Source organism: Mitsuokella jalaludinii (assembly GCF_928722185.1).
Taxonomy (GTDB): Bacteria; Bacillota; Negativicutes; order Selenomonadales; family Selenomonadaceae; genus Mitsuokella; species Mitsuokella jalaludinii.
Map to the genome: position 1 here is coordinate 691,152 of NZ_CAKMXA010000001.1, position 25,758 is coordinate 716,909.

Consider the following 25,758-nt stretch of genomic DNA (forward strand, 5'->3'; position numbering starts at 1 on the left):
GTTACTGTACACCTCCATAATTCAAACGTCTTTTATGAATGCATTATCTTTTAAGTATATGCGACGCTCTGTAATGTTGATGGACCCTAGTGTACATCACTTGAATACAAAATGCAAGCTATTGCGCGATAAAAAAATCTTTCTAAAAATCACAATAAAACAACAGGCATATTGCCGCGATATCGGTCATACAGGCATAAAAAAACTGCTGAGCGCTTTTCCAGCAAACTCAGCAGTCTTATCCGATTGGCGTCAGGCTCAGCCCGCGTAGGCCAGGACGACCTTGAGGACATCCTGCGCGATGCTTTTCTCCTCGACGATGGACCAGTAGTGCGTATCATCCTCGTAGATGTCGCCCGACTCGGCGGCATTCTTCTGCTCGAGGATGTACCAGGCCCCGCGCCCCGTGTTGTACCAGAACTTGTAGACGTACGGATACGTCTTGTTCTTGATGTTGTCCGTGTAGTAGACGCCGACATTGATGTGCTCTGCGTCCGGGCGGTAGACCGTCGAGGTGTCGACGACGTACTTCTCGTCGACGTGCTGCTCATACGCCGTTACATAGGCCGCCGAGCAGGCCGTCGGCACATAGACAGCCGCGACTGCTGCGACGAGCATCGCCAAAAAGCTCAACTTCATGATCTTCATGAATGTTCCTTCTTTCTTGTGGGAGGTTCCCGTATTCCAACGCTTCTAGTATACAAGTCCGGCCTTCAAAATACAAGTAGCTCAGTCAAAAAGCCTCTTCCGCAGCAGATGCGCGAAGAGGCTTTGACACGCCTGCGAAGGAATAGTCACTCTCCTGACAATCAGAGCTTGAGCATGAACACCTTGTCGCCGCTCCCCGCCTCCTTGGCTTTGCTGGAGCTTTCCTTCACGATGGCCAACACCTGATTCCCTCCATAAGGCATCATCTGGACGTCGTTCTGGCCGTCAAACAGCTTGTCCGCACTGATCCTGTCGACAAAGGAACCGTCTTTCTTATTGAAGATATTGATTTTGCGGATGTTGCCGTCGAATACGAAAAGGTAGTCATCCGTGACGGCGACGTCAAACGCGCTGGCCAGGAAGCCCGGCTTGCGGTCAGGGTCATCCTTGCGGCCGAGGATATACGCTTGTGTGCCGTCCAGGCTGTAGGCGGCGACAGCGCCGACGCTCATCTTGCCGTCCAGGGTGCTGCCGAACAGATAGACATTCTGGCCATCGCAGGCAAGACCGTCCGGCGTCGTGAGCAGTTTATCGCGCTCTTTCGGGATGACGGTGCCAATCTCCTGCGAGACTTTTCCATCCGCAACGGCATAGCGCACAATGGCCTGCGCATTGTAGAACGACACAGCTTCATCCTTGCCCGGTACGCCAACCATGCCGCGAACATTCTTCTCGTAGAACGGCTTGCTGGTTCCATCCGAAGCGACAGCATTGACCTTGCGCTTGGCATCGGTGTAGATCAGTTCCTTGCCGTCATTGGAGAGGAAACTCTCTTCCGGCACATCTTTGACGAATTCCGCATTCGTGATCTTGAGGTTATCATCCTCGAGCTTCGCCTCGAGGATGGTCCCCGTGTTGGCATTGCGGATGTAGATGGTATCCCCAATCTTCGTCATAGCGCCGGTGCGGTGGAACGTCTTCGTGATGACGATCTTGTCGGTGTTGTTGATCTTAGCCAGCGAGAGTTCCTTGCCCTGCTCCAGCTTCACCGGCTCGTAGTTCAGGGTGATCTTTGGCTTCTGCGGCTCTGGATCCTTCGGCTTGTCTGTACTCGAGTTGTCGCAGCCGAGCACGAGCACAGCGATCAGCAGTCCGATTATCAGGGCGGCAGCGCGTTGCAACTTCCTCATGGTCATCCTCCCCTTCTTTTTCTTCTTTTCCATCACATCTCACGATTCTTTCTTTGCCTTCGGCTGGCGCTTGATCTGGGTGTAAAGGAAGGTATCGTTGCTGTCGACGAGAGAGAAACTTTCTTCCTCAAGGTAGGAGTCAGCCTTGACGGCCTTGTGCACATTGCTCATGCCGGCAATCAGGATATAGCGCACGAGGAAAGCGGCGCCGAGTGCCAGCACGAAGGAAATCCCTAGGATCTTTGCAGTCATAAAGAGCCCCCCTTACGTCGTCATGAAATACTGCACGATGAAGTAAAGCACCGGCCAGAATACAGCGAGTGCAATGGCGGGATAGAGCCACGACTTGCGCTTGTCGATCGGCAGGCTGCCGACGAACTTGCCCGTCTGTCCATTCATCATGAAGGTGTAGGGCTTGCCCTCGTAGCGCGTCGTCAAGATCCAGACCGGCATCATCGCGTAGGATATCGCGGCGCTCTCGCGCAGGAAGGACGGGTCGCCTGTAAGCGAGCAGCGGTCGTATCCCTTGACAGTCTTCTGCAGCGTGTCGATGGCCGTCGAGCGCATGCGGTCGTCGGCGCGCGGGATGCTCGCCTCCGCATCGACATCGTACTTGTCGGCCAGATGGCCTGTGAGGTAGGCCGAGGAAAACGGCACGAGTTCTGCGTAATCGAACGGCTCGATGCTGTCCATGTACGCATCGTCCATGCGCTCGCTGCCATCGACAGGGATGCGCGCGAAGTGCATGGAACCGGCGCGCTCGCACTGGTAGACGCTCGTCTCCGTGATGATCTCATCCGCCGTCTCGCGGCGCACATCGTTCTCGGCGCGGAAATTGGCCCTGGCAAAGACATCGGCGTCAAAGAGCCAGAACGGCACGTACATCGCCTGGATGTCCTTCGTGCGATTGGCCCCGGCAAAGCCGTCGGGCAACAGATACTTGCCCTTGTAGAAGGATTGCAGCGCCTCCTGCGCCTCTTTCTTCGTCTTCTTGAACGGGAGGATGAAGTCCGGCTTCACCATTCCCTCGAATTTTGCTGGCATCATGTTGGGGCTGCCGCAGTAGGCACATTCTGTCGCCATCGTATTGCCATCGGAAACGAGCTCGGCGCCGCACGAGGAGCAGGTCTGCATGGCCATGGCGCTGCTCTCCTCTGGCGACCACTCGCCGCCCGCTGCGGCAGTGTCAAATTCGGCTTCCTTTGTTTCGGCAGCGCGCCTGGCGGCTTCCTGATCCCGGGCGAACATCGCCTCGATGGCCGCGATCTCAAATTCGGTGCCGCAGTACTCGCAGCTGACCGTATCGCGTCCCGGCTGGAAGGAAAGCGGCGCACCGCACTTCGGGCATTTATAGCTGACTGACGATTCGGCCACGATACTCACCTTCTTCTCTCTTCATCTGCTCTCGCTATCGATTCTTTATCGATGCATTGCAGACGCTATGCATCACTGCTTGTCACTCTCATCAAACGGGTCGCCGCACTCCGGGCAGAACTTCGGCGGGTGCTTCGGGTCCTTCGGTTCCCAGCCGCACTTGTCGCAGCGGTAGAGCGGCTCGCCCGCTGGCTTCTTCGCGCCGCACTCCATGCAGAACTTGCCCTTGTTGACCGTACCGCAGCTGCAGGTCCAGCCATCAGAAGCGGGTTTTGGCTGCGGCTTGCCACACTCCTCACAGAACTTTCCCGCATTGCCCGCATGGCCGCACGAGCAGGTCCAGACTGCCTGTGCCTGCGGCGGCGCTGCCTGCTGCGATGCCGGTGCCTGCTGCATGGGCGGTGTCAGCGGATTGCCCTGCGAGGGCGCCCCCTGGCTGAATGCGCCCATCGCACCGGCACCCACCTGCCCGGCCATGCCCATGCCCATGAAGCCGAAGGCACCGCCCATGCCAGCCTCATTGCCGGCTGCCGTGCGCATCGCATCGGCCGTCGCCGTCGCCAGGCGCCCGGCCCGCATGTCAGGATTGCTCATGATGGCGCTATCCTGGATCTCCTTGATGCGGCGCTCATCTTCTTCCTCGGCCTTGACCGACGAGACGCCGAACGAGACGATCTCGATGCCGCGCTTCTTGCCCCAGTCCTCCGAGAGCTCCTCGCTGAGCTCATTGCGGATATCCTTCGTGTAGTTGATGAGCTGGGTGTAGCGGATGCCCTTGGCCGCGATGCGCCCGAAGGCCGGCTGCAGGGCCGTCAGGAGCTCACTTTTTAGCTGCGAGTCGATCTCCGAGCGCTCGTAGACGGTGTCGAAGTTGCTGCAGACGTTCGTGTAGAACAGAATGGGATTCGCGATGCGATAGCTGTATTCACCGAAACAGCGGATGTTGACGTTCAGCATGTACGGTCCGATCATCGTCTCGAACTGGATAGACTGTGGCGTGCCGTACTTGTTGCCCATGATCTCTTTCGTGTTGAAGTAGTAGACGCGCTGATCCTTCGGCGCATCGCCGCCGAACGTGAAGCGCTTGCCCATATTGCGGAAGACAGCCTTGAGGTCACTCGCCAGGTCGCCGCCAAAGACAGTCGGCTCTGTCGAGCTGTCGTAGATGTACTCGCCCGGCTCGGCACAGATCTCGACGACCTTGCCCTGCTCGACGATCATCATGCACTGGCCCTCATTGACGACGATGACCGAGCCCTTCGTGATGATATTGTCCTCGCCCGAGGTATTGGAGCTCCTGCCCCGCGAACTCGTGCGCTTCTGTCCTTTTGCGGCCAGCGTGTCCTTGTCGAGGCTGTCACAGTAGAGGAATTCTTTCCACTGATCGGCCATGACGCCGTCTGCTGCGCCCATTGCTGCCTTGATGAGACCCATGATAATCCTCCTTTTCTAACTAGTCAGAACAACGGCTCAGAATGCGACCTGCGGGACTTCCTTCGCCTTCTCCTCCGCCCGGAACTGCGGAAGCGGCCGCATGCCCATCATGTCGGCGAAGAACGTCCCCGGAAATGTCTGTATCTTGATGTTGTAGAAGCGGATGGCCTCATTGTAGTCCATGCGCGCGACGGCGATGCGGTTCTCCGTGCCGCTGATCTCGCGCATGAGCTCTGTGAACTGCGTGTTCGCCTTGAGGTCCGGGTAGTTCTCTGCGATGGCTATGAGCTTGCCGAGCGCACCTGTAAGCTCCGCATCGGCTGCGCCGAGCTCTTCCGGAGAGCCAGCGTTCATGAGCCTTGCACGCGCATCCGTGACGGCCTTGATCTGGGCTTCTTCATGCTTCATGTAGCCCTTGACCGTGTTGACGAGATTCGGGATGAGATCAGCCCGCCGCTGCATCTGATTCTCCACCTGACCGTAAGCCGCATCGACATTGAGCCGCGCGCTCTTCACCGAGTTGTACTGGTACCCGAAGAACAGGCAGAAGACGAGGAACAGCCCTATAAGAATTGTCCCACCTTTCATATATATCCTCCTTCCCGACGCCCATCCGGACGCTCCCTTTGCTGTCGCTATCTTGCATTCTAATCGGACTCTTATGCTTTACCATCCCCCCGAAGCACCGCCGCCGCCACTGCGGCCCCCGCCAAAGGAGCCGCCGGACCCGCCCGAGCCACCGGAGCTGTGCCACTTGCTACCGTCATTGCCCGACCGCCCCGCTCCCGTGCCGCCAACCGAATCCGAAAAGAGGTGGCCAGACGACAGGAGATGCAGGATGCCCTTCAGGGTGTCCCAGACCGCGTAGACGAGCAGCGCCATGAGGCCGAAGAAGATGGCTGCGCCGAGCAGGATACTCCAGAACGAGGCGTCCGCCTCTTCTTTGACATTCTCGGGGACCTCGGCACCGTACTCCTCATACGCCTTCTGTGTGAGTTTTGCATAGGCCACGACAATGGCCTCGGAGTAGTTCTCACTCTTGAAGTCTGCCTTCATGCCATCGAGCACGGAACCCGCATAGCCATCGGTGATGGCACCTTCGAGGCCGTAGCCGACCTCAATGCGGAACTTGCGGTCCTCCTTGGCGATGAGCAATAGCACGCCGTTGTTCTTCTCGGCATCGCCGATGCCCCAGTTGCGGAAAAGCGTTGTCGCGTATTCCTCAATGGAAGCGCCATCAAGAGAGGAGATGGTCACGACGACAACCTGAGCCCCCGTCGCCGCATCAAGCCCCCTGCCCATCTCCGCAATCTTTGCCGCATCCTCATTTGAGATCATCGCAGCCGTATCGGCCACGTACGTCATCTGAGCGGGCTTCGGCAGGACTGCCGGCGCGGCCGCAACCACGGCGGCAAGCGCGATGAGCAGCATCAAGATTATGCCAACCACATAAGAGCGGCTTTGAAGTAAGCTCTTTCTATCCATCGCTCTCATCCCCTTTCGTTATCAGTATACTGCCAAGGGAGGTGCGACCGTACTGTCATAAATGACAGGTAGGCAAAAAAAAGAAGCTGGGCTATCAGCTTCTCACTATGATGATCCCTCAATCTCTCGGGGCAGGGCAGACCCCTTCTATTGTCAGCGTGAATGAAGGCTGCGGCGATATGGTCATGTGTGCGCCCAGCAACTTGACACGCCGGATGATGGCCGAGAGGCCGCTGCCGGGGTGGAAGTCCGGCGGCGCACCGCAGCCGTTGTCGGCGATGCGCAGACCTGTCTCGCTCAGCGTCACCTCGACGGTATCCGCATGGCCGTGGCAGATACCATTCGTCGCTGCCTCGCGCAGGATCTCCACGAAGGCGAGCGCCGTCGTGCGCTGCGCAGGCAGCTGTCCCGTGAGCTGGACTTTCACGCCAAATGCCTCATAGGCCCGAATGAGATCCTCCAGGAGCTCCTGCGGCGATTCTTCCTCGAGCCAGATCTCTTCGAGCACCATGTCGACCGTGGGCACAAGCTTGGCCGCCTCCAAGGGCTCCGGCGCGGTCAGCAGTCTCTGCAGCATGCTGATGCGGCTGCCCATGATGTCGTGCACGCGGACGCGCACCTTCTCGAGCGTCTTGAGGCGCTCCTGCTCGACAGCCGATTGCAGCAGGCGCTTTGTCTCAGCAGCCTGCTCGGCCAGCACGGCGTTCTTCGCCTCGAGCTCGCGCGTGACGGCGTCGAGCTCTGTCACATTGGAGGCCTCGATGCAGCCGCCCTTCATGGCCTTGCGCCGCAGGAGCCAGGCGCTGTGACGGAAGCGGAAGATCAGCGTCCCCGAGGCCTTGGCCGAAACACGCTTCCCGGCGATGGCCTCGAGGCACTGCCAGAAGGCCTCGGCATTGCGGAATTGCACACCGGCAATCCCTTCCATGAAGTCAAGCATCGAGAGATTTGCCAGGACGATGCGCCCATCGCCGTGTGCGAAGAGAATGCCCTCCGGCAACGTGTCGAGTCCTTCGCGTATCCGTTCGCGCTCTGCTCGCGTGCGTTGCCAGAGAAATCGCCAGCGCACGATGAGCAGCAGCGCCGCCATCGGTGTGCTCCACGGGAAATGATTGGACAGCGCGCCAAGAGCTAGCACAACTGCCGCAAAGAGCAGTGCAGCCTGCGCGATGCAGCGGCCCTTGATGATCGTGCGCATCTCTCGCCTGCACAGATGCCAGAGGCCTGCGAAAGAGAGTCCTAGAGCCGGGATGAGCAAGAGCGGATGGAGTCCCCGGACCGCGATATGGACCGCAGCGGCGCGCATATCGAGGCAGTCGAGCAGTAAATCACAGGCGAGCAGCACCGCCGTTCCCTCAAACCAGACCGAGGCATCGCCGGGCACGCGGCACACATAGGCTGCCCGCAGCCCAGATGCGGTGCAGATGACAGCCAGGAAGGCAAGCGGCAGCATGGCAAAGGCAAAACCGTAATCGCTCATGGCGCCACCTCCCCGCGGGAGATATCACAGGTAACAGACACGGCATAGCCGAGATCTCGGCAAGAAATACAGCCTTCCCCATGCTTTTCCTGCCAGAGGGACTGCCACCTGTCCACCCACGTGTCGTGCTCATCCACGAGGAACGTCACGCTCTTCTCTCCCATCGTCACATACACCTCCTGCTCGGGCCGGCTGCGCGCCGCCTCGGCGAGGAACGTCACCAGTGCATCGAAGGCCAGAAGCGCCCCCTGTGCCGGCAGTACCTTCAGCATACTCCAGGTGATGGCCGCATGCACATGGAAGGCGCGCAGTGCCGAACAGATTTCCGAGGCAGCCATCTCGAGTTCTTCGATCGCGATTGTCCCGCTCTCCTCGCTCTTCAGGAAGAGCACACAGCGCTTCTTCGTATATGTCGCGAGCAGGTTGAGCTTGTGGACCGCATGCTCTCTCTCCTGCCCTTCGGTGCGCAGGATCTCCTCGCGGAACTCCCGGAAGTACGGCCGCAGTTCTTCAAGAAGTGCCTCGACCTCCCGGCGCAGGCGCTGGTGCATCGCCGCTGCTGTCTGCTGGCGGCGGAGATGCACCGTGCGCCGCAGATAGCGGCTCCTGCGCTCTAGTGCGCGGTTTGCCTGCGCGAGACTGCGCTGGCGTTCATGCAGCAGGCTCATGTCCTCATACCAGACGAAGGTGCCGCCACCCGGCACCTCCATCTTGGAGATGCGGCAGTCACGCCGTGCCCCCTGCTCCGGTGCTGCCTTCGAGACGAGGCGCACAGCCCCCCTTGCATCGAACAGCATGAGACCAAGCGATGCCTCGCGGAAGAATACCTCGTGATCGTGATTCGACGGCATGAGCCCCGTCCGCAGGCAGAGTTCGAGCAACAACAGAAAGAAGCCCGTCGTCGTGAGCGTCACGTCGATGCGCACGGCAGGCAGAAAATTGTAAAAGATAGAATAGAGAAGGAACAGGATGCAGCACACGACAGGCAGCACCATCTGGAAGCGCCAGATTTTCTGCAGCTTCGCCTTGATCCAGAGGATTGCCAATGCCGTAAAGACTTCCAGGAACCAGAGGGTCCAGTAGGCATAGGCACCCCATTCAACCTCCTCTTCCCAGTCGCTGCCCTCCCTTTCCTGCGGGAACGAGAAGAACTGCTCATGCCAGTCATTCGTCAGGATGGCGATGGCCAGTGCGAGATTCAGGACGAGCAGTGCGAAAAGATGCACCGGAAGCCTCTGCGCGACAGCATCACGGTCGGCCACATGCGCAATCCATAGCAGTGCGACAGGCAGGGCCGCGCGGAAGATGTAATAGAGATACCAGAGCAGCCTCAGCAATGTCTCATCCGCATCCAGCACAGCCGGCTCGGCCATGTACTTCAAGAGGCGCACGGATTGCCAGGCGAGCAGCGCGGCAAGGAGCAGCCGGATGGCCCGGCGCGCGCCGCGGTGGAGGAAGCGCGCCCGGAGCGATTCACCCCAGAGCACGGTCAGAGCCGGCATGAGCACATATGCAAGATGGCGCAACCAGACGACATCCATACCATCACCTCCATTCCACATTCCTACTCTCGAACATTCCCTCGCTGCATCTCTTATGATACAATGAGAATAACCCAATTTGAACGAGAATCCACCCTCGCGCACCAAGAAAGGGGATACGTATGATGACCCACCAGAAGGCACGCCTGACCACACGAAATCTCTGCCAATGCCTCGGCGCCTTCGCCCTGCTGTTGAGCGCCTCCTCCACAGCCGCCGGAGCAGATGCCAGCTTCCAAGAACTCGAGCAGCAGGGCACGCTTGACAAACGAGAGCCTGCCCGTGCGGATGACGGAAAAAACTATCCGCGCCTTGTGCTGCACGGCGACTACCGCTTCCTCTACGGCAAGGGACGCTTCCACGCAGATGTACCCCAGGACCTCGGCGGGCCATACCGACGCGTCGACCAGGATCACTTCCGCGCCGAACAGCGCCTGCGCATCTTCCCGTTCCTCGAAACGAGCGGGAGCACGAGCATCCGCACGATGCTTGAGGACAAGCGCGACCGCAAGGACGAATCGCGCCGGCAGCGCCTGAAGCTCTCACGCCTCTACGTACAGCATGAGAACGCCCACACGAAGCTCGAAACAGGCCGCTTCAACTACTACCTCATGGACGGCAATGTCATCGACAAGCGCATCGACGGCCTGCGCTTCCGCACAGGAGACGTCGACTGGCCGCAGGGCAGCCTGGCCGTCTTTGTCGGCCGCACGACAGGTGAGCCGGACAAACAGAAAGACGGTGTCTCGCTGCTCTGGAAGAAGCGCCTCGGCAAGATGGACGCCAGTGCCGCCTATCTCGATTTCCGCCAGCGCGAGGACCTGCCGACCAGCCTGCCAAAACTCCATAAGTCTGGGATAAAGGCAGGCCGCGATGGCGATGGCTTCGACCGCCAGCACATTGCCTCGCTCGCCGCCCACTACCATCCCACCGAAAAATGGGAGCTCGGGCTCGAGGTCCTGCATTCAGACGGCCGCCACAACGCCGACGATTACCGCGAATCAGAGCGCGGCTTCGTCGCACTCGTACAGTACGGGGTGCTCGATGAAGCGCGCACCGGCAGCTTCTCGACCTGGCTCCGCTATTACGACCAACCATCGTCGTCCGTCCTCTACCCGACGATGGATGCTGACAGCACCTTCTTACGGCGCCAGGGCTTCCGCGGCTGGGGTGTGCGCACTGACTACGTCATCACGCCGGGCCTCAGCTGCGCCGTCGAGGGATTCCGCCTTGAGAACCGCAGTGAGGGGGCTCTGGTGCGCAACATGCACGAGTACATCCTCGGCACGAGCGTCACGGCCTACTTCTGACATCTCGCGCAAAAATGCGTTCTAGATACATTCCCATCAATGCAAAAGTGCGTCTTAGGTACAATCAGGAGATGACCGTATCGTCGCGCTCGCATTCATTCTGTGTCTCCGCGCTCGTCAGCCCCTTCTCAGCCGCTTCTACGGCAAGGCCGACCACGCTCTTGTGGCCGGTCTTTTCGAGCATATTGGTGATGTGGAAGCCGACCGTCCGCTTCGAGATGCCGAGCAGCTCGGCAATCTCCTCGCGCGACTTGCTACGGCAGATGAGCTGCAGGATCTCGAGCTCGCGCTCCGTCAGGTTGGCTTCCGCCGCACCGAACGTATCCCGGCCGCGGATGACGGGAAAGACGTGCTCGCCCGCCATCGTCCGCCGGATGCAGTCGAGGAACGCCTCCCCCGCGGCTTCCTTATAGATGAAGCTGTCTGCACCGGCATCCCTCGCCCAGCCGACGAAGGCCAGCTCCGACATGCCCGTCATCATGACGACGCGGATCTCGGGGAAGCGCTCTTTGAGCCTGCGGCAGATCCGGATGCCGCTCGTGCGGCTCTCCATGCAGATATCCATGAGCACCAGGTCCGGCCGATAGCGCAGGCATGCCTCCTCCGCCAGCTCGGCCAGCGCGCACGTCGCGCAGACGGCAATGTCCGGCACCGGCTCAAAGACCTTCTTGAGCCCCTCCAGCAAGATCCTCTGGTCGTCCACGAGCAGGATGTCAATCATCGCACTCCCTCCCATTCCATCGTATTTCTTCTATTGTATCATAGAGAAGAGTCAGAAGGAACCGCACGTTGTACCTAAAACGCACTTTTCAACGCCACCTGAAATGTACCTTTCAGTCAAGCAGGAGTGACTCGCCAACATCTGGCATGATGTGTGGTATAATAAAAAAATACTCTCATGAAAGGACTTGATTCTCTGAACAAGAAATACCTCTATCTGCTCGCTGCGGCGCATCTGAGCAATGACATCAACACGGGTTCGCTGCCCGCCCTGCTGCCGTTCTTCGTCAGCTTCTACGGCATGGACTACACGGCCATCTCGGGCCTGATGTTCGCCTCCTCGTTCCTGAGCTCCATCATCCAGCCCTTGTTCGGCTATCTGGCCGACAAGGGCTCGCGCCAGTGGTTCATGGCCGTCGGCGTCTTCTTTGCCGGCACCTCGTTGGCTCTGACGGGCTTCGTCTCCGACTACTGGCTAATCTTCGCTGCCGTCACGGTCATGGGCATCGCGACGTCCATCTTCCATCCGGAGGCCGCCCGCTGCGTCAACGGCGTCTCGCAGGGCGCGCGCGGCAAGGGCATGAGCATCTTCAGCGTCGGCGGCAACGGCGGCTTCGGCTTCGGGCCACTCCTCGCCGTCTTCCTCGTCACGACCTTCGGCATGCACGGCCTCGCTTTCTACGGCATCACGGCCATCTGCATGAGCGTCCTGCTGCTCATCGCGGCCCCGCACCTGCGCCGCGCCATTGAGCGCAACAAGAAAGAGACGGCTGTTAAGACCGGCGCGGGGCAGAGCGACGACCGCCCTGCTGCCACGAACGACTGGCACGCCTTCGGCCGCCTCTTCCTCGTCATCCTCTTCCGCTCGACCGTCTTCACGGGCCTCTCGAGCTTCCTGCCGCTCTTCTGCATCCAGGCGCTCGGCACGAGCGAGGCCATCGGCTCGATGACGCTCTCCATCATCAGCATCGCCGGCGTCGCCGCCACGCTCTTCGGCGGCTGGTTCGCCGACCGCCACGGCTACCGCAAGACGCTGCGCCTCGGCAGTGTCCTGCTCGTACCGTTCCTCGCCATCGCCGTCTTCTCCCACAGCATCTACGCCGTCTACGCCATGCTGCTGCCGATGAGCTTTGCCATGCTCGCGCCGTACTCCTCCTTCGTCGTCATCGGCCAGGAGTACCTCGCCAAGAACATCGGCTTCGCCTCCGGCGTCACGCTCGGCATCTCGATGAGCATCGGCGGCATCATCGCCCCCGCCCTCGGCCACTACGCCGACACCTACGGCATCACCGCCGTCATGGCCCTGCTCGTCCTAATTGCCGCCATCTGCGCCGCAGCCACCTTCCTGCTGCCCTCCAAGAAGCATCAATGAGAATATAGCCCCCCCCATGCATATGACAAAAAGGCCTGCACAGACCACGTGCAGGCCTTTTCATATATGTATGGAAATCAGATGAACAGGATTGTATCGCCGACCATGAGCCGCGGGGCGTGCCCGCCCTTGAGCGCCATCTGGCCTGGCATCTCCGTCTTTTCCTGATTGAAGATCAAGGTGACATGGCCGTGCTCGCGCAAGGTCTGGTTCGCAATCTGGCCGACATCCGTGACCGTGTACTCCCGGTCTGCAATGATCAAGCGGTCACCCGGCACGATGTCTTCCGTCAGATTTCCCTTCGTATGGGAGATGACCATGTTCTCATAGGCGGGTGGAACATCTTTATCGAACAAGATCAGACTGTCGCGGATCTTCATGAACGACAGTACAGAATCTCCGATAGCCGTTACAGTCGCTTCGTATTTCATAGGTTATACCTCCAAGGATTACAAGATCTGAGCAATCAGCAAGGTCAGGCTAATTGCCGTCAGCGAGGCCACGCATGTCGCTGCCGTATACGACTTCAGGGCACCCTGCACCGTCAGGCCGAAATACTCCTTGACAATCCAGAAGCCGGAATCCGTGACGTGCGAGAAGCAGATGGCACCGGAACCGACTGCCAGGCAGACGATAGCCGGGTCGAGATTCGGATACTGCGGAAGCATCGGCAGGACAATGCCAGCAGAGGTCATCATCGAGACTGTCGCCGAGCCGACAGAGAAGCGCATGATTGCTGCTACGAACCACGCCAGCAGCAGTGAATTCATGTCAAGGGAAGTCAGGATCTCACCGAGCTTGACACCGAGGCCGCTGTCCAGCAGCACCTTGTTGAAGGCACCGCCTGCACCGATGACAAGCAGGATGCCTGCGACCGGACCAAAGCACTGTTCCGTGTACTTCAATAGGTCCTGCATCGTCTTGCCACGGCAGATGCCGAGCGACCAATAAGCGAAGAATGCCGAGATCAGGAGAGCCGTAATCGGGTTGCCGATGAAGTCGACCTATACGCCAACTGGCGAATCCTTCCAGGGAGACAGCGCGAAGATGGTCTTTGACACCATGATGAGCATCGGCAAGAGAATCGTGAACAGCGTGATGCCGAAATTCGGCAGCTCACTATCCGGCACTGGCTTCTCGCCCTCGCGCAGCGTGTCAAGGTCCGAATGGATGCCCTTGGAAACAAAGCGCGTCCAGATTGGGCCGCCCACAGCTGCACAGATGGTGCAGACAACGAGGCCGAGCAGGATGACTTCACCGACATCGGCACCGAGTGTCGCCGTGATGGCCATGGCAGCCGGATGTGGCGGCAGCATGCAGTGGACGACCTGCAGCGAGATGCCAATCGGCACGCCGATGCGCACGATGGAAAGGCCCGTAGCGCGCGCCACGCTGATGACAAGTGGAATCAGGAGGACAAAGCCAACCTGGAAGAACACAGGGATGCCCGTGATTAGGCCGACGACCATCATGGCCCAGTTCGCGCGCTTCTGGCCAAAGCGAGCGATCAAAGTACGTGCCAGGCGCTCAGCGCCGCCGGAAGTCTCGAGCATCTTGCCGAGGATACTGCCAAATCCGAGTACCGTCGCCAAGAAGCCCAGTGTGCTTCCCATACCAGCCTCAATGGACTTGCAGATGCCATTGAGCGGCATCCCTGTCACGAAGCCCACATAGAAACAGACGATGACCAGGCTGACAAATGCCTGTATATGCGCCCGCATGATCAAGAATACGACGAGCATGATGGCTGAAAGCAATGTGCCTACTAAGAAAGCCGTTTCCAAAATCGTTCCCCCATTTCTTTCTGCAATATCTGGTACGCCCTCTATAAAGGCCGGCTACGCGGCACTCACTTCAGGTCAAACCAGTCGAGATACTCCCGCACGACGTTTTCCATCGCCGACTCTGCCTGCTTGGCAACCTGCTCAAAGCGGAGATTCGGGTCATCCTGTGCAGTGAGATACTCCCGAGCCGCGCGGACACCGCTTGTCGACACCTCCGTATTGATGTTGATCTTCCGAATGCCGCGGCGGATGGCCTCCTGCAAAGTGTCGCGCGAGATACCCGAACTGCCGTGCAGGACGAGGGGCGTCTCCACAGACTGCGCGATGGCAGACAGGCGCGCAAGGTCCAGATGCGGCGTTCCCTTATAGAGGCCATGTGCATTGCCAATCGAGATGGCCAGCGCATCGACACCCGTCCCTTCTGAGAATGCCTGTGCTTCCTGCGGAGTCGTATAGCTTCTCGGATCACCCGGGTCACCAGAGCCGTCTTCATCATTGAGGTAGCCGAGCTCACCTTCCACACTGACGGAGACGAGATGCGCTATGTCCACGATTCTTGCAGTCGAGCAGATATTTTCCGCAAGCGGCTTCGACGAGCCGTCAAACATGATGGAAGTAAAACCGGCGCGTATCGCCCGCAGGACGGTCTGCTCCTGCTTCGTGTGGTCAAGATGGAGCACAACTGGCTGCGGAGTCGCCGCTACATACGACTTCACCAGAGCGGCTATTGCCTCGAGCGGCATGTGCCTGTCATATTTTTCCCCAAAGGCCAGGATGACAGGGTGACTGCCATCCGTAGCCTTCAGGACAGCCTGGACGGATTCGACATTGTAGACATTGAATGAACCAATGGCACAATGGCGTTCTTCCGCCAGGCGCAAGATTTCCTGAAGATTGACCAGCATATCATTTCTCCTCGAGCTTCGCTACAATGTCGCGCAGGGTAGTGACAGCGCCGACATTGCCAGGGAAGATGATGTAGCTCATGCCCGGGAACTTGCTTTCAGCACCAGTCTTCCAGACAGGGATGCCCGGTGCAACCTGACCAAGGACAAGAGCGCGCTTGACCGAGAGTCCTTTCGTGCCGACATCGCTCGACGTGATGCCACCCTTCGCGATAAGGAAGGCAGGCTGGATGGAGAGACGGCTGACAATGCTCGTGATGGCCTCCGATATCTTGACAGAGACACGCAGCGACTCTTCTTCCGAGCCAGCGTCAAAGCGCTTGCGTCCCGTGTAGACCGCTACGGTCTGACCGTTCTCGATGGCCTGCTCCACATCGCCTACGACTCGCCTCAGCTCTGCTTCGAGCTTCTCCGGCTCTAAGACGAGCATGTGATTGAACTCGATAAACTTGACATCCTTGAGCTCCTTGAGCTTGGCCAGCTGATCCGTCGTCTTCTTGACGTGCGAGCCGATGATGATGAGGCCGCCATTCGTATTGCCCGGCACGACGAGTTCTTCCTTCGTCAGGAGTGCCTTGTCCGGCACGCCGCCGATGACCTTCGTCCAAGCTGCCGCCGTGCGGAACATGAACGTCTTGCCTGCCTTCATCGCACGGATCATGGCAATCGCAAAGACTTTGACATCGACATAATCCACAGCATTGACAATCACCTTATTGAAGTCCTTGACCGCCATGAGCTGCTCGACAATCTTATCGACAGCCACAGCACGGAGATCATCCAGCGAGATGCACGTGACCGCAGCAGCCTTGAAAGCCCCCTTCGTCTTTTCCTCTACATACTCCGCAAGATTCGACTTCGTGTAGCTGAACGTCTTATCCTTCGCAAATTCCGTCTCTCCAGCCGGTACAAGGTAATCACCCTCCTGCACGTAGTGGACATCGCCAATCGTGAAGCGGCCGCCTTCCTTGAAGAACGGCATCAGGACTTCGCCATCAATCGTCTTGCCCGATTCCTGCTCCAGCGTCTTGCAGAGCGTCTCTGTCTCAAGCGGATAATGGCCGCGCAGCGTCGAATCGCTGCGGCTGATGATCATAAACTCCCGCCCGGTCTTCTTGGACTCTGCCATGACGCGTTCTGCAATCGTCTGATGGACTTCTTTCGTATACTGGGCAGAGAATGCACGGGAATTCGTCAGAATGAAGAACATGTCCTGTTCCTCAGCAAAACCGGCCGCAATACTCTCTTCCGACCAGTCCGTGTAGACATGGATGCCGTTGACTGTCTGCACCCCCGTCGGATCATCGTCCAGCACGATGATCTTCTTGTGGAAATCCTCGCGCTCTTTTGCCAGCATCATATCGACTCGTTCCTCGTCGCCAGCGGGGATATCCTTGAACAATTCTTCTTTGAGTACCTTCATGACTTTATCCTCACTCTTCATGCGTCTTGACTACGACACCGGAAATATTCTCATAGAACTGGACAATGCCACTGTGATCATCCATCAGATGGCCCGTCGCCTTCAAGCTGTGCATGATCTGCTCCAGCACCCCCGTCATGACGAGTGGCAGGTCGAGTTTCTTGGCCGTATCCATGACATTCGTGATGTCCTTGAGGTTAATCTTGATCGGTCCGCCCGGTTTGAAATTGCGGCGGAACATCATCGGTGCCTTAGCATCCAGCACCGTGCTGCCAGCCAGACCGCCGCGGATTGCCTCGTAGACTTTCTTCGGATCCGCGCCGGCCTTGGTCGAAAGGATGAGCGCTTCGGCTACCGCTGCGATATTGAGGTTGACGATGACCTGATTGGCCAGTTTCGTCACCGAGCCGCTGCCCGTCGGTCCGACCAGTGTGATGGAAGATCCCATCGCTTCAAAGACATCGCGAACCTGATTGAGGACAGCTTCTTCACCGCCGACCATAATGGCCAGCGAACCTGCAACTGCACCCGGCTCACCGCCGCTGACCGGTGCATCGAGGAACGCGCATCCCTTCTCTGCTGCCAGTTCAGCAAATTCCTTCGATTCCACCGGCGTGACGGAGCTCATATCCACGATGACCGTGCCTTCCTTGACACCAGCCAGGATGCCGTCATCGCCCTTGAGCAACGAGCGGACAATCGGACCACTCGGTACCATCGTGATGACGACGTCTTGATCCGCTGCAACTTCCTTTGCTGAAGAAGCACCCTTTGCCCCCTCTTCTACCAGTGCCTTGACTGCATCCTCCACGATATCGTAGACAGTCACAGCAAAGCCTGCTTTCAAGAGATTGCGAACCATCGGTTTGCCCATGATGCCCAGTCCTACAAAACCAATCTTCTTCATGATGTACTCCTCCTAAATAGCATGTTGCATGTAGTATACTACTTTGTAGTGTGTAGTATACTACTAAAATCTATAAGAAAATTCATGACTAGCATGAATCTTTCTTTTGTATGTTTCTGTATGTACGGATACTTACTCCAGCAATGTCGTCCCCAAAGCCATGGCGGTTTCCTGCATATGCTGCATAAAAGCACGCATCGCGGAATTTTCGTCTCCATGCAGGATTTCCTGCAGGATCTGATGATGTTCCAAGCACGCTTTTGCATTGCGGCGGCTCATGTGAAGAGAATTATATGTGGCCTGCTCAATCTTTGTGCGCATCTGATCGTTGATGCGCTTCAGATAAGCATTGTCCGTACACGATACCATCAGGCAGTGGAAGTCCGTATCGGCCTTCATGTACTCGAAATGATGTGACTCATCCTGTGCGAAGCTCTCGCTGTCGGACTGACAGGCCTGCATTTCCCGAATGACCTTCTGGAACGCTGCTTCATCGCGATGACGGACGAGATAACGGAGACTGTAGCCCTCTATCGCGATGCGCGCCTGCAGGATCTTCTGCAGATCTTCAGGCAGGACAGGCTTGACGCCCCAGCCGCGATTGGAGAATACTTCCAACATCCCCTCATTCGTCAGGCGAATGACAGCCTCACGGACTGGCGTACGCGATACCTCGAGCTTGTCAGCAAATTGCTGCTCTGAGTAAATGACACCCGTCTGCAGCTCTCCTTTGATGATAGCGTGTTTCAAGTATTGATATACCTGATCTTTATACGAGACTTTCTTGATCACACTTCTTTCTCCTCTCGCTGTATGTAGTATACTACTAAATGTCATGCAATGTCAATACAAAAAATAAAAAAGAATAGGAAGCCGCCCCAAAAAGGCGACTTCCCCTTCTATGACTTTATATCTGTTATTACAGTTATTACAGTCCAGCTTCCTCGCGCAGGATGGCAGCCTTGTCGGTGTGCTCCCACGGCAGGTCGACGTCAGTGCGGCCGAAGTGACCGTAAGCAGCGGTCTGCTTGTAGATGGGGCGGCGGAGGTCGAGCATCTTGATGATGCCGGCCGGGCGCAGGTCGAAGTGCTTCTTGACAAGCGCCTCGATCGTATCCTCATCGACCTTGTTGGTGCCGAAGGTATCGACCATGATGGAGACAGGATGTGCGACACCGATAGCGTAGGCCAGCTGGATCTCGCAGCGGTCAGCGAGACCGGCGGCGACAATGTTCTTGGCGACGTAGCGGGCCGCATAGGCAGCACTGCGGTCCACCTTCGTCGGGTCTTTGCCCGAGAAAGCGCCGCCGCCATGGCGTGCCCAGCCGCCGTACGTGTCGACGATGATCTTGCGGCCCGTCAGGCCCGAGTCGCCCTGCGGTCCGCCGATGACGAACTTGCCCGTCGGATTGATGAAGATCTTCGTCGCATCCGTCAGGAGTTCGGCCGGCACGATGGCCTTGATGACATGCTCGATGAGGTCCTTGCGGATCTGTTTGAGCTCGATATTCTCGTCGTGCTGCGTCGAGATGACGATCGTGTCGACGGCGACCGGCTTGCCATCTTCATAGAGCACCGTGACCTGCGTCTTGCCGTCCGGACGAAGATAGGAGAGCGTGCCGTCCTTGCGGACCTCGGCGAGGCGGCGTGCGAGGCGGTGTGCCAGCGCAATGGTCAGCGGCATGTACTCCTTCGTCTCATTCGTCGCATAGCCGAACATCATGCCCTGATCGCCGGCGCCGATGGCATCTTCGATGTCCATATCGCCCTCACGCGCCTCGAGTGCCTTGTCGACGCCCTGTGCGATATCCGGCGACTGCTCGTCAAGCGAGACGAGAATGCCGCAGGTGTCGGCATCGAAGCCGTACTTGGCGCGCGTGTAGCCGATTTCGCGCACCGTCTCGCGGATGATCTTCGGGATGTCGACGTAGCAGTGCGTCGACACCTCACCGACGACGTGTACCTGCCCCGTCGTCACGAGCGTCTCGCAGGCCACGCGGCCATTCGGGTCCTTAGCGAGGATAGCATCGAGGATGCTGTCCGAGATCTGGTCGGCCATCTTGTCCGGATGACCCTCCGTGACCGATTCCGAGGTAAATAACATGCGTTTCTTGCTCAAGAGAGAAACCTCCTTCTGTTGAATCCATACTACTGAAATACGGACGAATCCACTCAGCTCCAGAACGGCCTGCACGGACCAGCAAGCTCACCGCTCTTCCCGTACATCAGAAAAAGCTCTCTATAAAAGAGAGCTTTCTATCGCACTCTCATCTTATAGGCTGAACCTAAAGGAATTGGCACCGTTTTGACAAAGCGTCAATGGTTGCCGCGGTTTCATTGGGCCAGTCCCTCCGCCGCTCTGGATGTGAGTTCACTATTCTGCTTGTTGTATTCATCATAACGCATCCGCAGGGCCGCTGTCAAGCAAAAAATGAAGCAGGTTCATTTTTATTTCTCGTCGCGGAATTCGCGGATGACGACCTTCTCGGCCTGGTCGATCGTGCTGAGCTGGACGCTGACGACCTCGTGCGAGGAGGTCGGCACATTCTTGCCGACGAAGTCTGCACGGATCGGCAGTTCGCGGTGGCCGCGGTCGACGAGGACTGCGAGCTGGATGGCCTTCGGGCGACCCATGTCGATGATGGCATCGAGCGCTGCGCGGATCGTGCGGCCCGTGTAGAGCACGTCATCGACGAGCACGATTGTCTTGCCCGTGATGTCGACAGGCAGTTCCGTCTGATGAACAATCGGCTGATACGAGAGTGACGAGAGGTCATCGCGATAGAGCGTGATGTCGAGGACACCGACTGGCGGCTTCTTGCCCTCGATATGCTCGATATTGGCAGCGATGCGCTCCGCAATCGGCACGCCGCGCGTGCGGATGCCCACGATGACGATGTTGTCGACGCCCTTGTTGCGCTCGACGATCTCATGCGAGATGCGCGTCAGGGCGCGGCGAATCCCCTCGGAATCCATGATGACGGTCTTGTCGGTCAATACTGGCATAAAAATCCCTCCCAAACACAATCCGTTGATCGTTACGACTGCAAAGCACGATACACTCTTGCAGCTGCTAAACGTGCGATCAGCGCTGGAACTTGGCACGCAGTGCCCTGAGGATCTTCTCCATGTCCTCAGGCAGAGGTGCCGTGAAGGTCATACTCTCGCGCGTGCGCGGATGGGTCAGCGTGAGTTGCATGGAATGCAGCGCCTGCCCCTTGATGGCAAACGGGCAGGCCTTGCGCGGCCCGTACTTGGGATCGCCGAGCACGGGATGCCCGATGCTCGCCATGTGCACGCGGATCTGGTGCGTGCGGCCCGTCTCCAAGCGGCACTCGACGAGCGTGTAGTCGCCGAAGCGCTCGAGCACGCGGAAGTGCGTGACAGCCGGCTTGCCGTGCTCATGCACGATGGCCATCTTCTTGCGGTCCGTCGGATGACGGCCGATGTCGCCCTTGATGACGCCTGCCTCCTCGCGGATGTTGCCGCAGACGATGGCCCAGTAGATGCGGTGCGCCGCCTTTGTGCGGATCTGCTCCGCGAGGTCGAGATGCGCCGCGTCGTTCTTGGCCGCGACCATGACGCCCGACGTGTCCTTGTCGAGGCGGTGGACGATGCCCGGACGGATCTCGCCGTTGATGCCGGAGAGATCCTTGCAGTGATAGAGCAGTGCATTGACGAGCGTCCCGGTGTAGATGCCCGTTGCCGGATGCACGACCATGCCGCGCGCCTTGTTGACGACGATGATGTCGCTGTCCTCGTAGAGGATGGCGAGCGGGATATCCTCCGGCAGGATTTCGACGGGCTTTGCCTCCGGCAGATGGAAGATGACTTCCTCCCCTGCCTGCAGCTTGTAGTTGGACTTGCGCACACGACCGCCGACGAGTGCCTGCCCCTCTGCGATGACCTTCTGGACATGGGCGCGCGAGAGCGCGGGCTCCATGCGCGTGAGGAAGCGGTCGAGACGCTCATCGTCCTGGTCTGCTGTAAACACCTTCGTAGAATCTGACATATTCACTCATCCATCCCTTTCTTCTCCTCCAGCTCCACGCCTGCTCCTATCTCATGCCTACCATCCATCGCGCACTCTGTGCGCTCACGCATCTTTCATGCGGAACAGTATGGCAAAGACCATGCCTGCAACGCCGAGCACAATCGCAACATCGGCCACATTGAATACGGGCCAGATGCGGAAATCGAAGAAATCGATGACGAGGCCCTGGCGGATGCGGTCGATGAGATTGCCGACGGCCCCGGCAAGCATGGCAACACAGCCGTAGTAGAACGCTGCGGGCTGCCTTTTAAGCTGCCTGTGGTAGGCCATGAAGGCGATAAAGAGCGCCACCGCCGCGAGGACGAAGAACCAGCGCGCCTGCGGCAGCATGCCGAAGGCGGCACCAGGATTCAGCACGTAGGTGATGTGGAAGATATGTGGCACGACGGGCAGACTCTCACCGGGCAGGAAGTTCGCGCTGATGGCGTACTTCGTCAGCTGGTCGGCGACGAGGATCAGGACAAATAATACAAACGCCATGGCGCTGTCTCAGCCCTTCTGTACAGCATCAGCTGCAGGGGCATTCTCCTGTGGCGCAGCTGGATTTGCCTCAGACTTCTCTTCCTGCTGCGGCGCAGTGGTCTGCTGGCGCGGCAGACGGTCGATGGCATCATGGAGCACAGCGAGCTCCGACTCAAGCGCTGCCTTGATCTGATAGAGGAACTGCGACTTGGCCTCGACGAGGCGGCAGTACTCGACAGTGGCGGACTTGACCTGGTGGTCAGCTGCCTCCACCATCTGGCGCGCCGAGATCTCAGCATCACGGCGCATGTTCTGGCACTCCTTCGCCGTGCTCTCGCGCAGGTTCTCTGCGTGCTGCTTGGCCGTGTCCGTGACCTCATTGGCCGTCTTCTGCGCAATCAGCAGCGTCTCCTTGAGATTGTTCTCGAGCTTCTGGTACTGCGCATTGTCCTTCTTCATGCGGGCGAGTTCTTCCTTGAGGTTGTCGTTCTCGCGGAAGAGTTTCTCGTAGTCGTTGACGACCTGGTCGAGGAAGTCATCGATCTCATCTTCGTTGTAGCCGCGGAAGCTGCGCTTAAATTCTTTGTTGTGGATATCGAGTGGTGTAAGCAAAATCAAGATCTCCCATCTATATGAATGAGTCTGTGAATCCATGCATCTGTGGCCCGTCTGTACTCGTCAGATGTAGCGCTTGAGCACGACGACGGTGCGGCCCTTCTTCGTCTGGCCGCGGACTTCCGCGACCTCGAGGCGGCCGCGGCCGCGCATCGAGATGATGTCGCCCTCTTTGACCGTCTGCGACGCGCTCTTGACCGGTTGCCAGTTGAGCTTCATCTTGTCAGCGGCGATGTCAGCGGCCGCGCGACTGCGCGACGAACCGAAGCCCGAGGCCGCGATTGAGTCGATGCGCAGCGAGGCGACCGTCGCGCGGATCTCCTTGCAGCGCTCCTCGCGCGGCGCAATGTCCGCAAGGTCTGCCATCTCGCAGCTGACGCCAACGGCGCCGATCTTCGTGAGGTTCTGGAGCAAGTACTCTGCCATCTTGCTGTCGCAGAGTATGCGCACAGAATCCGCTGTCACCAAGAGGTCACCGAGGCGGTCCCGTTCAATGCCAAGCCCCATCAGGGCGCCGAGCACATCGCGGTGGCTCAGGCGTGCAAACTGACCGTTCCACGATGCCTTGAGGCAGGCGATGTCAAAGCCAGCGGGCGTGCCGGCGAAGTCCTCGTGGATGTACATCGCACGCGCACGTTCCGCACCCTGATAGCCGCCGCCGAAATCGACGCACAGCCCCGGATAGTTGGCTGCCACCGTCTCTGCGATTTCCTGGCCGTACGGGTCTAGGAAGCCGCTCAGGCGGAATTTCTGGCTGCGCTGCACGGCTTCTGCGAGGTCGACGAGCTTGACGACCGTCTCCTCGCCTTCCGTGCCCTTGTAAAACCGTATGAGTTTTTCTTTCTGTTCACTTGCCATATATGCTTCTCTTACTTCTTTTCTTACTTCTTACTTTTCCCTAAGTCCTTCGACTTCTCCGTTGCAGCGATCACGGCGTCCATCAGCGCGCCGCGCAGGCCGCGGTTCTCGAGCACGCGCACACCGGCAATCGTCGTGCCGGCCGGACTCGTGACCTGGTCGCGCAGGGCGTCCGGATGCTTCCCCGTCTCGAGGACCATCTTTGCCGCTCCGTAGACGGTCTGCGCCGCCAAGAGCGTCGCATCGTCGCGCTTGAGGCCCGCGGCCACGCCGCCGTCCGACAATGCGTCGATGAGCAGGAATACGTAGGCCGGACCGCTGCCTGAGAGCCCCGTCACGGCGTCCATCGCGGACTCCGTGACTTCGATGGCGCGGCCGACCGAAGACAAGAGCTCCGCGACGATGGCGGACTCCGCCTCTCCCGCGCGCGTGCCGCAGGCAAAGGCCGACATGCCGGCGCCGACAGAGAGCGGCGTGTTCGGCATGATGCGCACGACAGGCTGCTCCGCAAACGACGCTTCCAATACATCGAGCGTCAGTCCTGCGACGATTGAGAGGATCAGCGTCGTGCCCTTCACCTTGTCCTTGACCTCTGCGATAGCCTTAGCCGCGGCCTGCGGCTTGACGGCGAGGAAGAGGACATCGACATGGCCGAGGAACGAGTCCGCTCCCACGCTCGCGTGGATGCCGTACTGCTCAGCGAGCTGCTGGCAGCGCGCTGCCTTGTGGTCCGATACGTAGATGTTCTCGCGGCTGACTGTCCCCTGCGTGATGCCGGCGACGATGGCCTCTGCCATCGCGCCGCCGCCGATGAAACCGACGCGCAAATCCATGCTCATAGAAAAGCCCCCTCAGACTTTACAGTATCCCTAGTATTCTTGAGTATTCTTGCGGATGCGATGCACTCACTTCTTGAGCCAGGGCATCTCTGCCGACACCTTGCGCTCCTCTTCCGTATACGTCACATTGACATTGCTCGGCGCGCAGAGGAAGACATTGTGACCGACTTTCTTGATCTCGCCGTTCAGGGCATACGTCGTGCCGCTGATGAAGTCGATGATGCGCTTAGCTGCCTCAGCATCCGTGTGCTCGAAGTTGATGACGACTGGCTTGCGCTCGCGCAGATTGTTCGCGACCTGCTGTGCATCGTCAAACGTCTTCGGCTCGATGATGATGACCTTCATCTGCGCCGCCACGACATTCTCTCGGACCGAAGCACCAGAATGAAGATTGACTACATTGCTTGTCTCTTTCTCCTGATGATCTCGATTGCTCCCCAACGTTTCTTCCTCCTTCTGCTCTGCAGCGCGCTTCTGGCTGCGCTCCCGCTCTCTCTCTTCTTCTTCGGCCAAGGCCAGCTTTTCGTCCTCATCTGGATCCGAGAGGCCAAACTTGCCACAAATCTTATCGATCACATTCATCTGAAACACTCCTCGATTTCTCTTTGTATGGTCTAGTACTGACGCGGGCCAAAGATTGCGGTTCCCACGCGGACGATGTTGGCCCCTTCTTCTACGGCAATCTGGTAATCATGCGTCATACCCATCGATAAATAGGATATATTCGCTGTCTTGAAGGGAATCTCCTTTACCTGCTGGAAAATTTCATACATCTCGTGGAACAGCGGGCGGCATTTCTCGACATCATCGTAATTCGGCGCGATGCACATGAGGCCGCGCAAGCGCAGGTTCGGCAATTCATCGACGAGGTCTAAGAGCGGGCGCAAATCCTCCTTGTAGATGCCCGACTTGCTATCCTCCTTCGCGAGATTGACCTGCACGAGGATATCCTGGCACTTGCCGATCTTGCGGGCTTCCTTGTCGAGGGCGCGCGCGAGGTGCTCTGTGTCGACCGAGTGGATCAGACTGAAGTACTTGACAGCCTGCTTGGCCTTGTTGGTCTGCAGGTGGCCGATGAGGTGCCAGGTGACATCGCGGTCGAGGACATCGAATTTGCTCTTAGCCTCCTGGATGCGATTCTCACCGATATCGGTGGCACCGGCGTCAATGGCCTCGCGCATCGCTTCGACATCGTGGTTCTTCGTGACAGCGACGAGCTTCACAGGCGTGTCCTTCGGCACGCGCGTGCGGCGCGCCATGACATCCTGGATATTCTGTTCAACTTGATGGAGATTTTCTGCAATCATGAGACTTCCCCCGTTTGTATTGGTAACTGGTATAAAAGAAAAATAAAATG

26 protein-coding genes, 1 pseudogene and 1 riboswitch are annotated in these 25,758 nt (G+C 58.4%); of the genes and pseudogenes, 2 read left to right on the forward strand and 25 right to left on the reverse strand.

Going from position 1 to position 25,758, the window contains the following annotated elements; all coding sequences use genetic code 11:
• Window positions 1–258 precede the first annotated feature (258 nt).
• The 9 genes from QDI87_RS03165 to QDI87_RS03205 all read right to left on the reverse strand — a co-directional run bounded on the left by QDI87_RS03165 (window position 259) and on the right by QDI87_RS03205 (window position 9,152).
• Complete coding sequence (locus tag QDI87_RS03165) at window positions 259–648, reverse strand: hypothetical protein (protein WP_036376952.1); 390 nt, start codon at window positions 646–648, stop codon at window positions 259–261.
• Between the two features lie 161 nt (window positions 649–809).
• A complete protein-coding gene (locus QDI87_RS03170) occupies window positions 810–1,838 on the reverse strand; it encodes a hypothetical protein (RefSeq protein WP_148485472.1) in 1,029 nt (342 codons plus the stop codon).
• 39 nt (window positions 1,839–1,877) lie between these two features.
• Window positions 1,878–2,090: a hypothetical protein gene (locus tag QDI87_RS03175; RefSeq protein WP_036376958.1), complete on the reverse strand. Its 213-nt coding sequence runs from the start codon at window positions 2,088–2,090 to the stop codon at window positions 1,878–1,880.
• 12 nt (window positions 2,091–2,102) lie between these two features.
• Complete coding sequence (locus QDI87_RS03180) at window positions 2,103–3,212, reverse strand: zinc finger domain, LSD1 subclass subfamily (RefSeq protein ID WP_036376960.1); 1,110 nt, start codon at window positions 3,210–3,212, stop codon at window positions 2,103–2,105.
• Between the two features lie 72 nt (window positions 3,213–3,284).
• Window positions 3,285–4,646 carry an SPFH domain-containing protein gene (locus QDI87_RS03185; RefSeq protein ID WP_036376963.1) on the reverse strand — a complete coding sequence of 454 codons (1,362 nt, stop codon included), beginning with the start codon at window positions 4,644–4,646 and terminating at the stop codon, window positions 3,285–3,287.
• A gap of 36 nt (window positions 4,647–4,682) precedes the next feature.
• Window positions 4,683–5,234, reverse strand: a complete 552-nt coding sequence (locus QDI87_RS03190) for a LemA family protein (protein ID WP_036376965.1) — start codon at window positions 5,232–5,234, stop codon at window positions 4,683–4,685.
• Window positions 5,235–5,312: 78 nt separating this feature from the next.
• Window positions 5,313–6,077: a TPM domain-containing protein gene (locus QDI87_RS03195; RefSeq protein ID WP_036377088.1), complete on the reverse strand. Its 765-nt coding sequence runs from the start codon at window positions 6,075–6,077 to the stop codon at window positions 5,313–5,315.
• A 172-nt stretch (window positions 6,078–6,249) separates the two neighbouring features.
• Window positions 6,250–7,611: a sensor histidine kinase gene (locus tag QDI87_RS03200; protein ID WP_278742201.1), complete on the reverse strand. Its 1,362-nt coding sequence runs from the start codon at window positions 7,609–7,611 to the stop codon at window positions 6,250–6,252.
• Window positions 7,608–9,152 (reverse strand): hypothetical protein, encoded by a 1,545-nt coding sequence (locus QDI87_RS03205; RefSeq protein WP_051652222.1) that lies wholly within the window; start codon window positions 9,150–9,152, stop codon window positions 7,608–7,610. The genes QDI87_RS03200 and QDI87_RS03205 overlap by 4 nt, the downstream gene beginning before the upstream one ends.
• 122 nt (window positions 9,153–9,274) lie before the next feature.
• Here QDI87_RS03205 and QDI87_RS03210 point away from each other — a divergent pair, with 122 nt between their 5' ends.
• Window positions 9,275–10,462, forward strand: a complete 1,188-nt coding sequence (locus QDI87_RS03210; RefSeq protein WP_255240412.1) for a hypothetical protein — start codon at window positions 9,275–9,277, stop codon at window positions 10,460–10,462.
• Between the two features lie 64 nt (window positions 10,463–10,526).
• On the opposite strand, the gene QDI87_RS03215 is transcribed toward QDI87_RS03210, so the two are convergent.
• Window positions 10,527–11,183 (reverse strand): response regulator transcription factor, encoded by a 657-nt coding sequence (locus QDI87_RS03215; protein ID WP_278520290.1) that lies wholly within the window; start codon window positions 11,181–11,183, stop codon window positions 10,527–10,529.
• Window positions 11,184–11,360: 177 nt separating this feature from the next.
• Between QDI87_RS03215 and QDI87_RS03220 the strand changes: the two genes are divergently transcribed.
• Complete coding sequence (locus QDI87_RS03220; RefSeq protein WP_051652224.1) at window positions 11,361–12,554, forward strand: MFS transporter; 1,194 nt, start codon at window positions 11,361–11,363, stop codon at window positions 12,552–12,554.
• Window positions 12,555–12,631: 77 nt separating this feature from the next.
• Here QDI87_RS03220 and QDI87_RS03225 read toward each other — a convergent pair whose 3' ends face one another.
• The 15 genes and pseudogenes from QDI87_RS03225 to QDI87_RS03295 form a co-directional block, all read right to left on the reverse strand.
• Complete coding sequence (locus tag QDI87_RS03225) at window positions 12,632–12,985, reverse strand: PTS glucitol/sorbitol transporter subunit IIA (protein ID WP_036376972.1); 354 nt, start codon at window positions 12,983–12,985, stop codon at window positions 12,632–12,634.
• Window positions 12,986–13,003: 18 nt separating this feature from the next.
• A pseudogene (locus tag QDI87_RS03230) lies at window positions 13,004–14,338 on the reverse strand (gluconate:H+ symporter).
• A gap of 65 nt (window positions 14,339–14,403) precedes the next feature.
• Window positions 14,404–15,243 carry a class II fructose-bisphosphate aldolase gene (locus QDI87_RS03235; protein ID WP_036376975.1) on the reverse strand — a complete coding sequence of 280 codons (840 nt, stop codon included), beginning with the start codon at window positions 15,241–15,243 and terminating at the stop codon, window positions 14,404–14,406.
• A gap of 1 nt (window position 15,244) precedes the next feature.
• Complete coding sequence (locus tag QDI87_RS03240) at window positions 15,245–16,666, reverse strand: four-carbon acid sugar kinase family protein (protein ID WP_278742204.1); 1,422 nt, start codon at window positions 16,664–16,666, stop codon at window positions 15,245–15,247.
• A gap of 10 nt (window positions 16,667–16,676) precedes the next feature.
• A complete protein-coding gene (gene garR / locus QDI87_RS03245) occupies window positions 16,677–17,573 on the reverse strand; it encodes a 2-hydroxy-3-oxopropionate reductase (protein WP_081828448.1) in 897 nt (298 codons plus the stop codon).
• A gap of 132 nt (window positions 17,574–17,705) precedes the next feature.
• Complete coding sequence (locus tag QDI87_RS03250) at window positions 17,706–18,410, reverse strand: GntR family transcriptional regulator (RefSeq protein WP_051652225.1); 705 nt, start codon at window positions 18,408–18,410, stop codon at window positions 17,706–17,708.
• A gap of 91 nt (window positions 18,411–18,501) precedes the next feature.
• Window positions 18,502–19,677 (reverse strand): methionine adenosyltransferase, encoded by a 1,176-nt coding sequence (metK, locus tag QDI87_RS03255; RefSeq protein ID WP_036377111.1) that lies wholly within the window; start codon window positions 19,675–19,677, stop codon window positions 18,502–18,504.
• 160 nt (window positions 19,678–19,837) lie between these two features.
• A riboswitch (SAM riboswitch) is annotated at window positions 19,838–19,943 on the reverse strand.
• Between the two features lie 78 nt (window positions 19,944–20,021).
• Window positions 20,022–20,579: a bifunctional pyr operon transcriptional regulator/uracil phosphoribosyltransferase PyrR gene (pyrR, locus tag QDI87_RS03260; RefSeq protein WP_036376981.1), complete on the reverse strand. Its 558-nt coding sequence runs from the start codon at window positions 20,577–20,579 to the stop codon at window positions 20,022–20,024.
• A gap of 79 nt (window positions 20,580–20,658) precedes the next feature.
• Window positions 20,659–21,585, reverse strand: a complete 927-nt coding sequence (locus QDI87_RS03265; protein WP_036376983.1) for an RluA family pseudouridine synthase — start codon at window positions 21,583–21,585, stop codon at window positions 20,659–20,661.
• An 84-nt stretch (window positions 21,586–21,669) separates the two neighbouring features.
• A complete protein-coding gene (gene lspA, locus QDI87_RS03270; protein WP_036376986.1) occupies window positions 21,670–22,107 on the reverse strand; it encodes a signal peptidase II in 438 nt (145 codons plus the stop codon).
• Window positions 22,108–22,116: 9 nt separating this feature from the next.
• The gene (locus QDI87_RS03275; RefSeq protein ID WP_036376988.1) at window positions 22,117–22,701 is read right to left on the reverse strand and encodes a DivIVA domain-containing protein; all 585 of its coding nucleotides are present in this window, start codon (window positions 22,699–22,701) and stop codon (window positions 22,117–22,119) included.
• A 66-nt stretch (window positions 22,702–22,767) separates the two neighbouring features.
• Window positions 22,768–23,562, reverse strand: coding sequence for an RNA-binding protein (locus tag QDI87_RS03280; RefSeq protein WP_036376991.1), 795 nt, complete (start codon window positions 23,560–23,562; stop codon window positions 22,768–22,770).
• A gap of 23 nt (window positions 23,563–23,585) precedes the next feature.
• Window positions 23,586–24,401 carry a pyrroline-5-carboxylate reductase gene (gene proC / locus QDI87_RS03285; RefSeq protein ID WP_036376994.1) on the reverse strand — a complete coding sequence of 272 codons (816 nt, stop codon included), beginning with the start codon at window positions 24,399–24,401 and terminating at the stop codon, window positions 23,586–23,588.
• 66 nt (window positions 24,402–24,467) lie between these two features.
• A complete protein-coding gene (locus tag QDI87_RS03290; RefSeq protein WP_036376997.1) occupies window positions 24,468–24,983 on the reverse strand; it encodes a cell division protein SepF in 516 nt (171 codons plus the stop codon).
• A gap of 32 nt (window positions 24,984–25,015) precedes the next feature.
• Complete coding sequence (locus QDI87_RS03295) at window positions 25,016–25,708, reverse strand: YggS family pyridoxal phosphate-dependent enzyme (RefSeq protein WP_278742205.1); 693 nt, start codon at window positions 25,706–25,708, stop codon at window positions 25,016–25,018.
• Window positions 25,709–25,758: the final 50 nt, after the last annotated feature.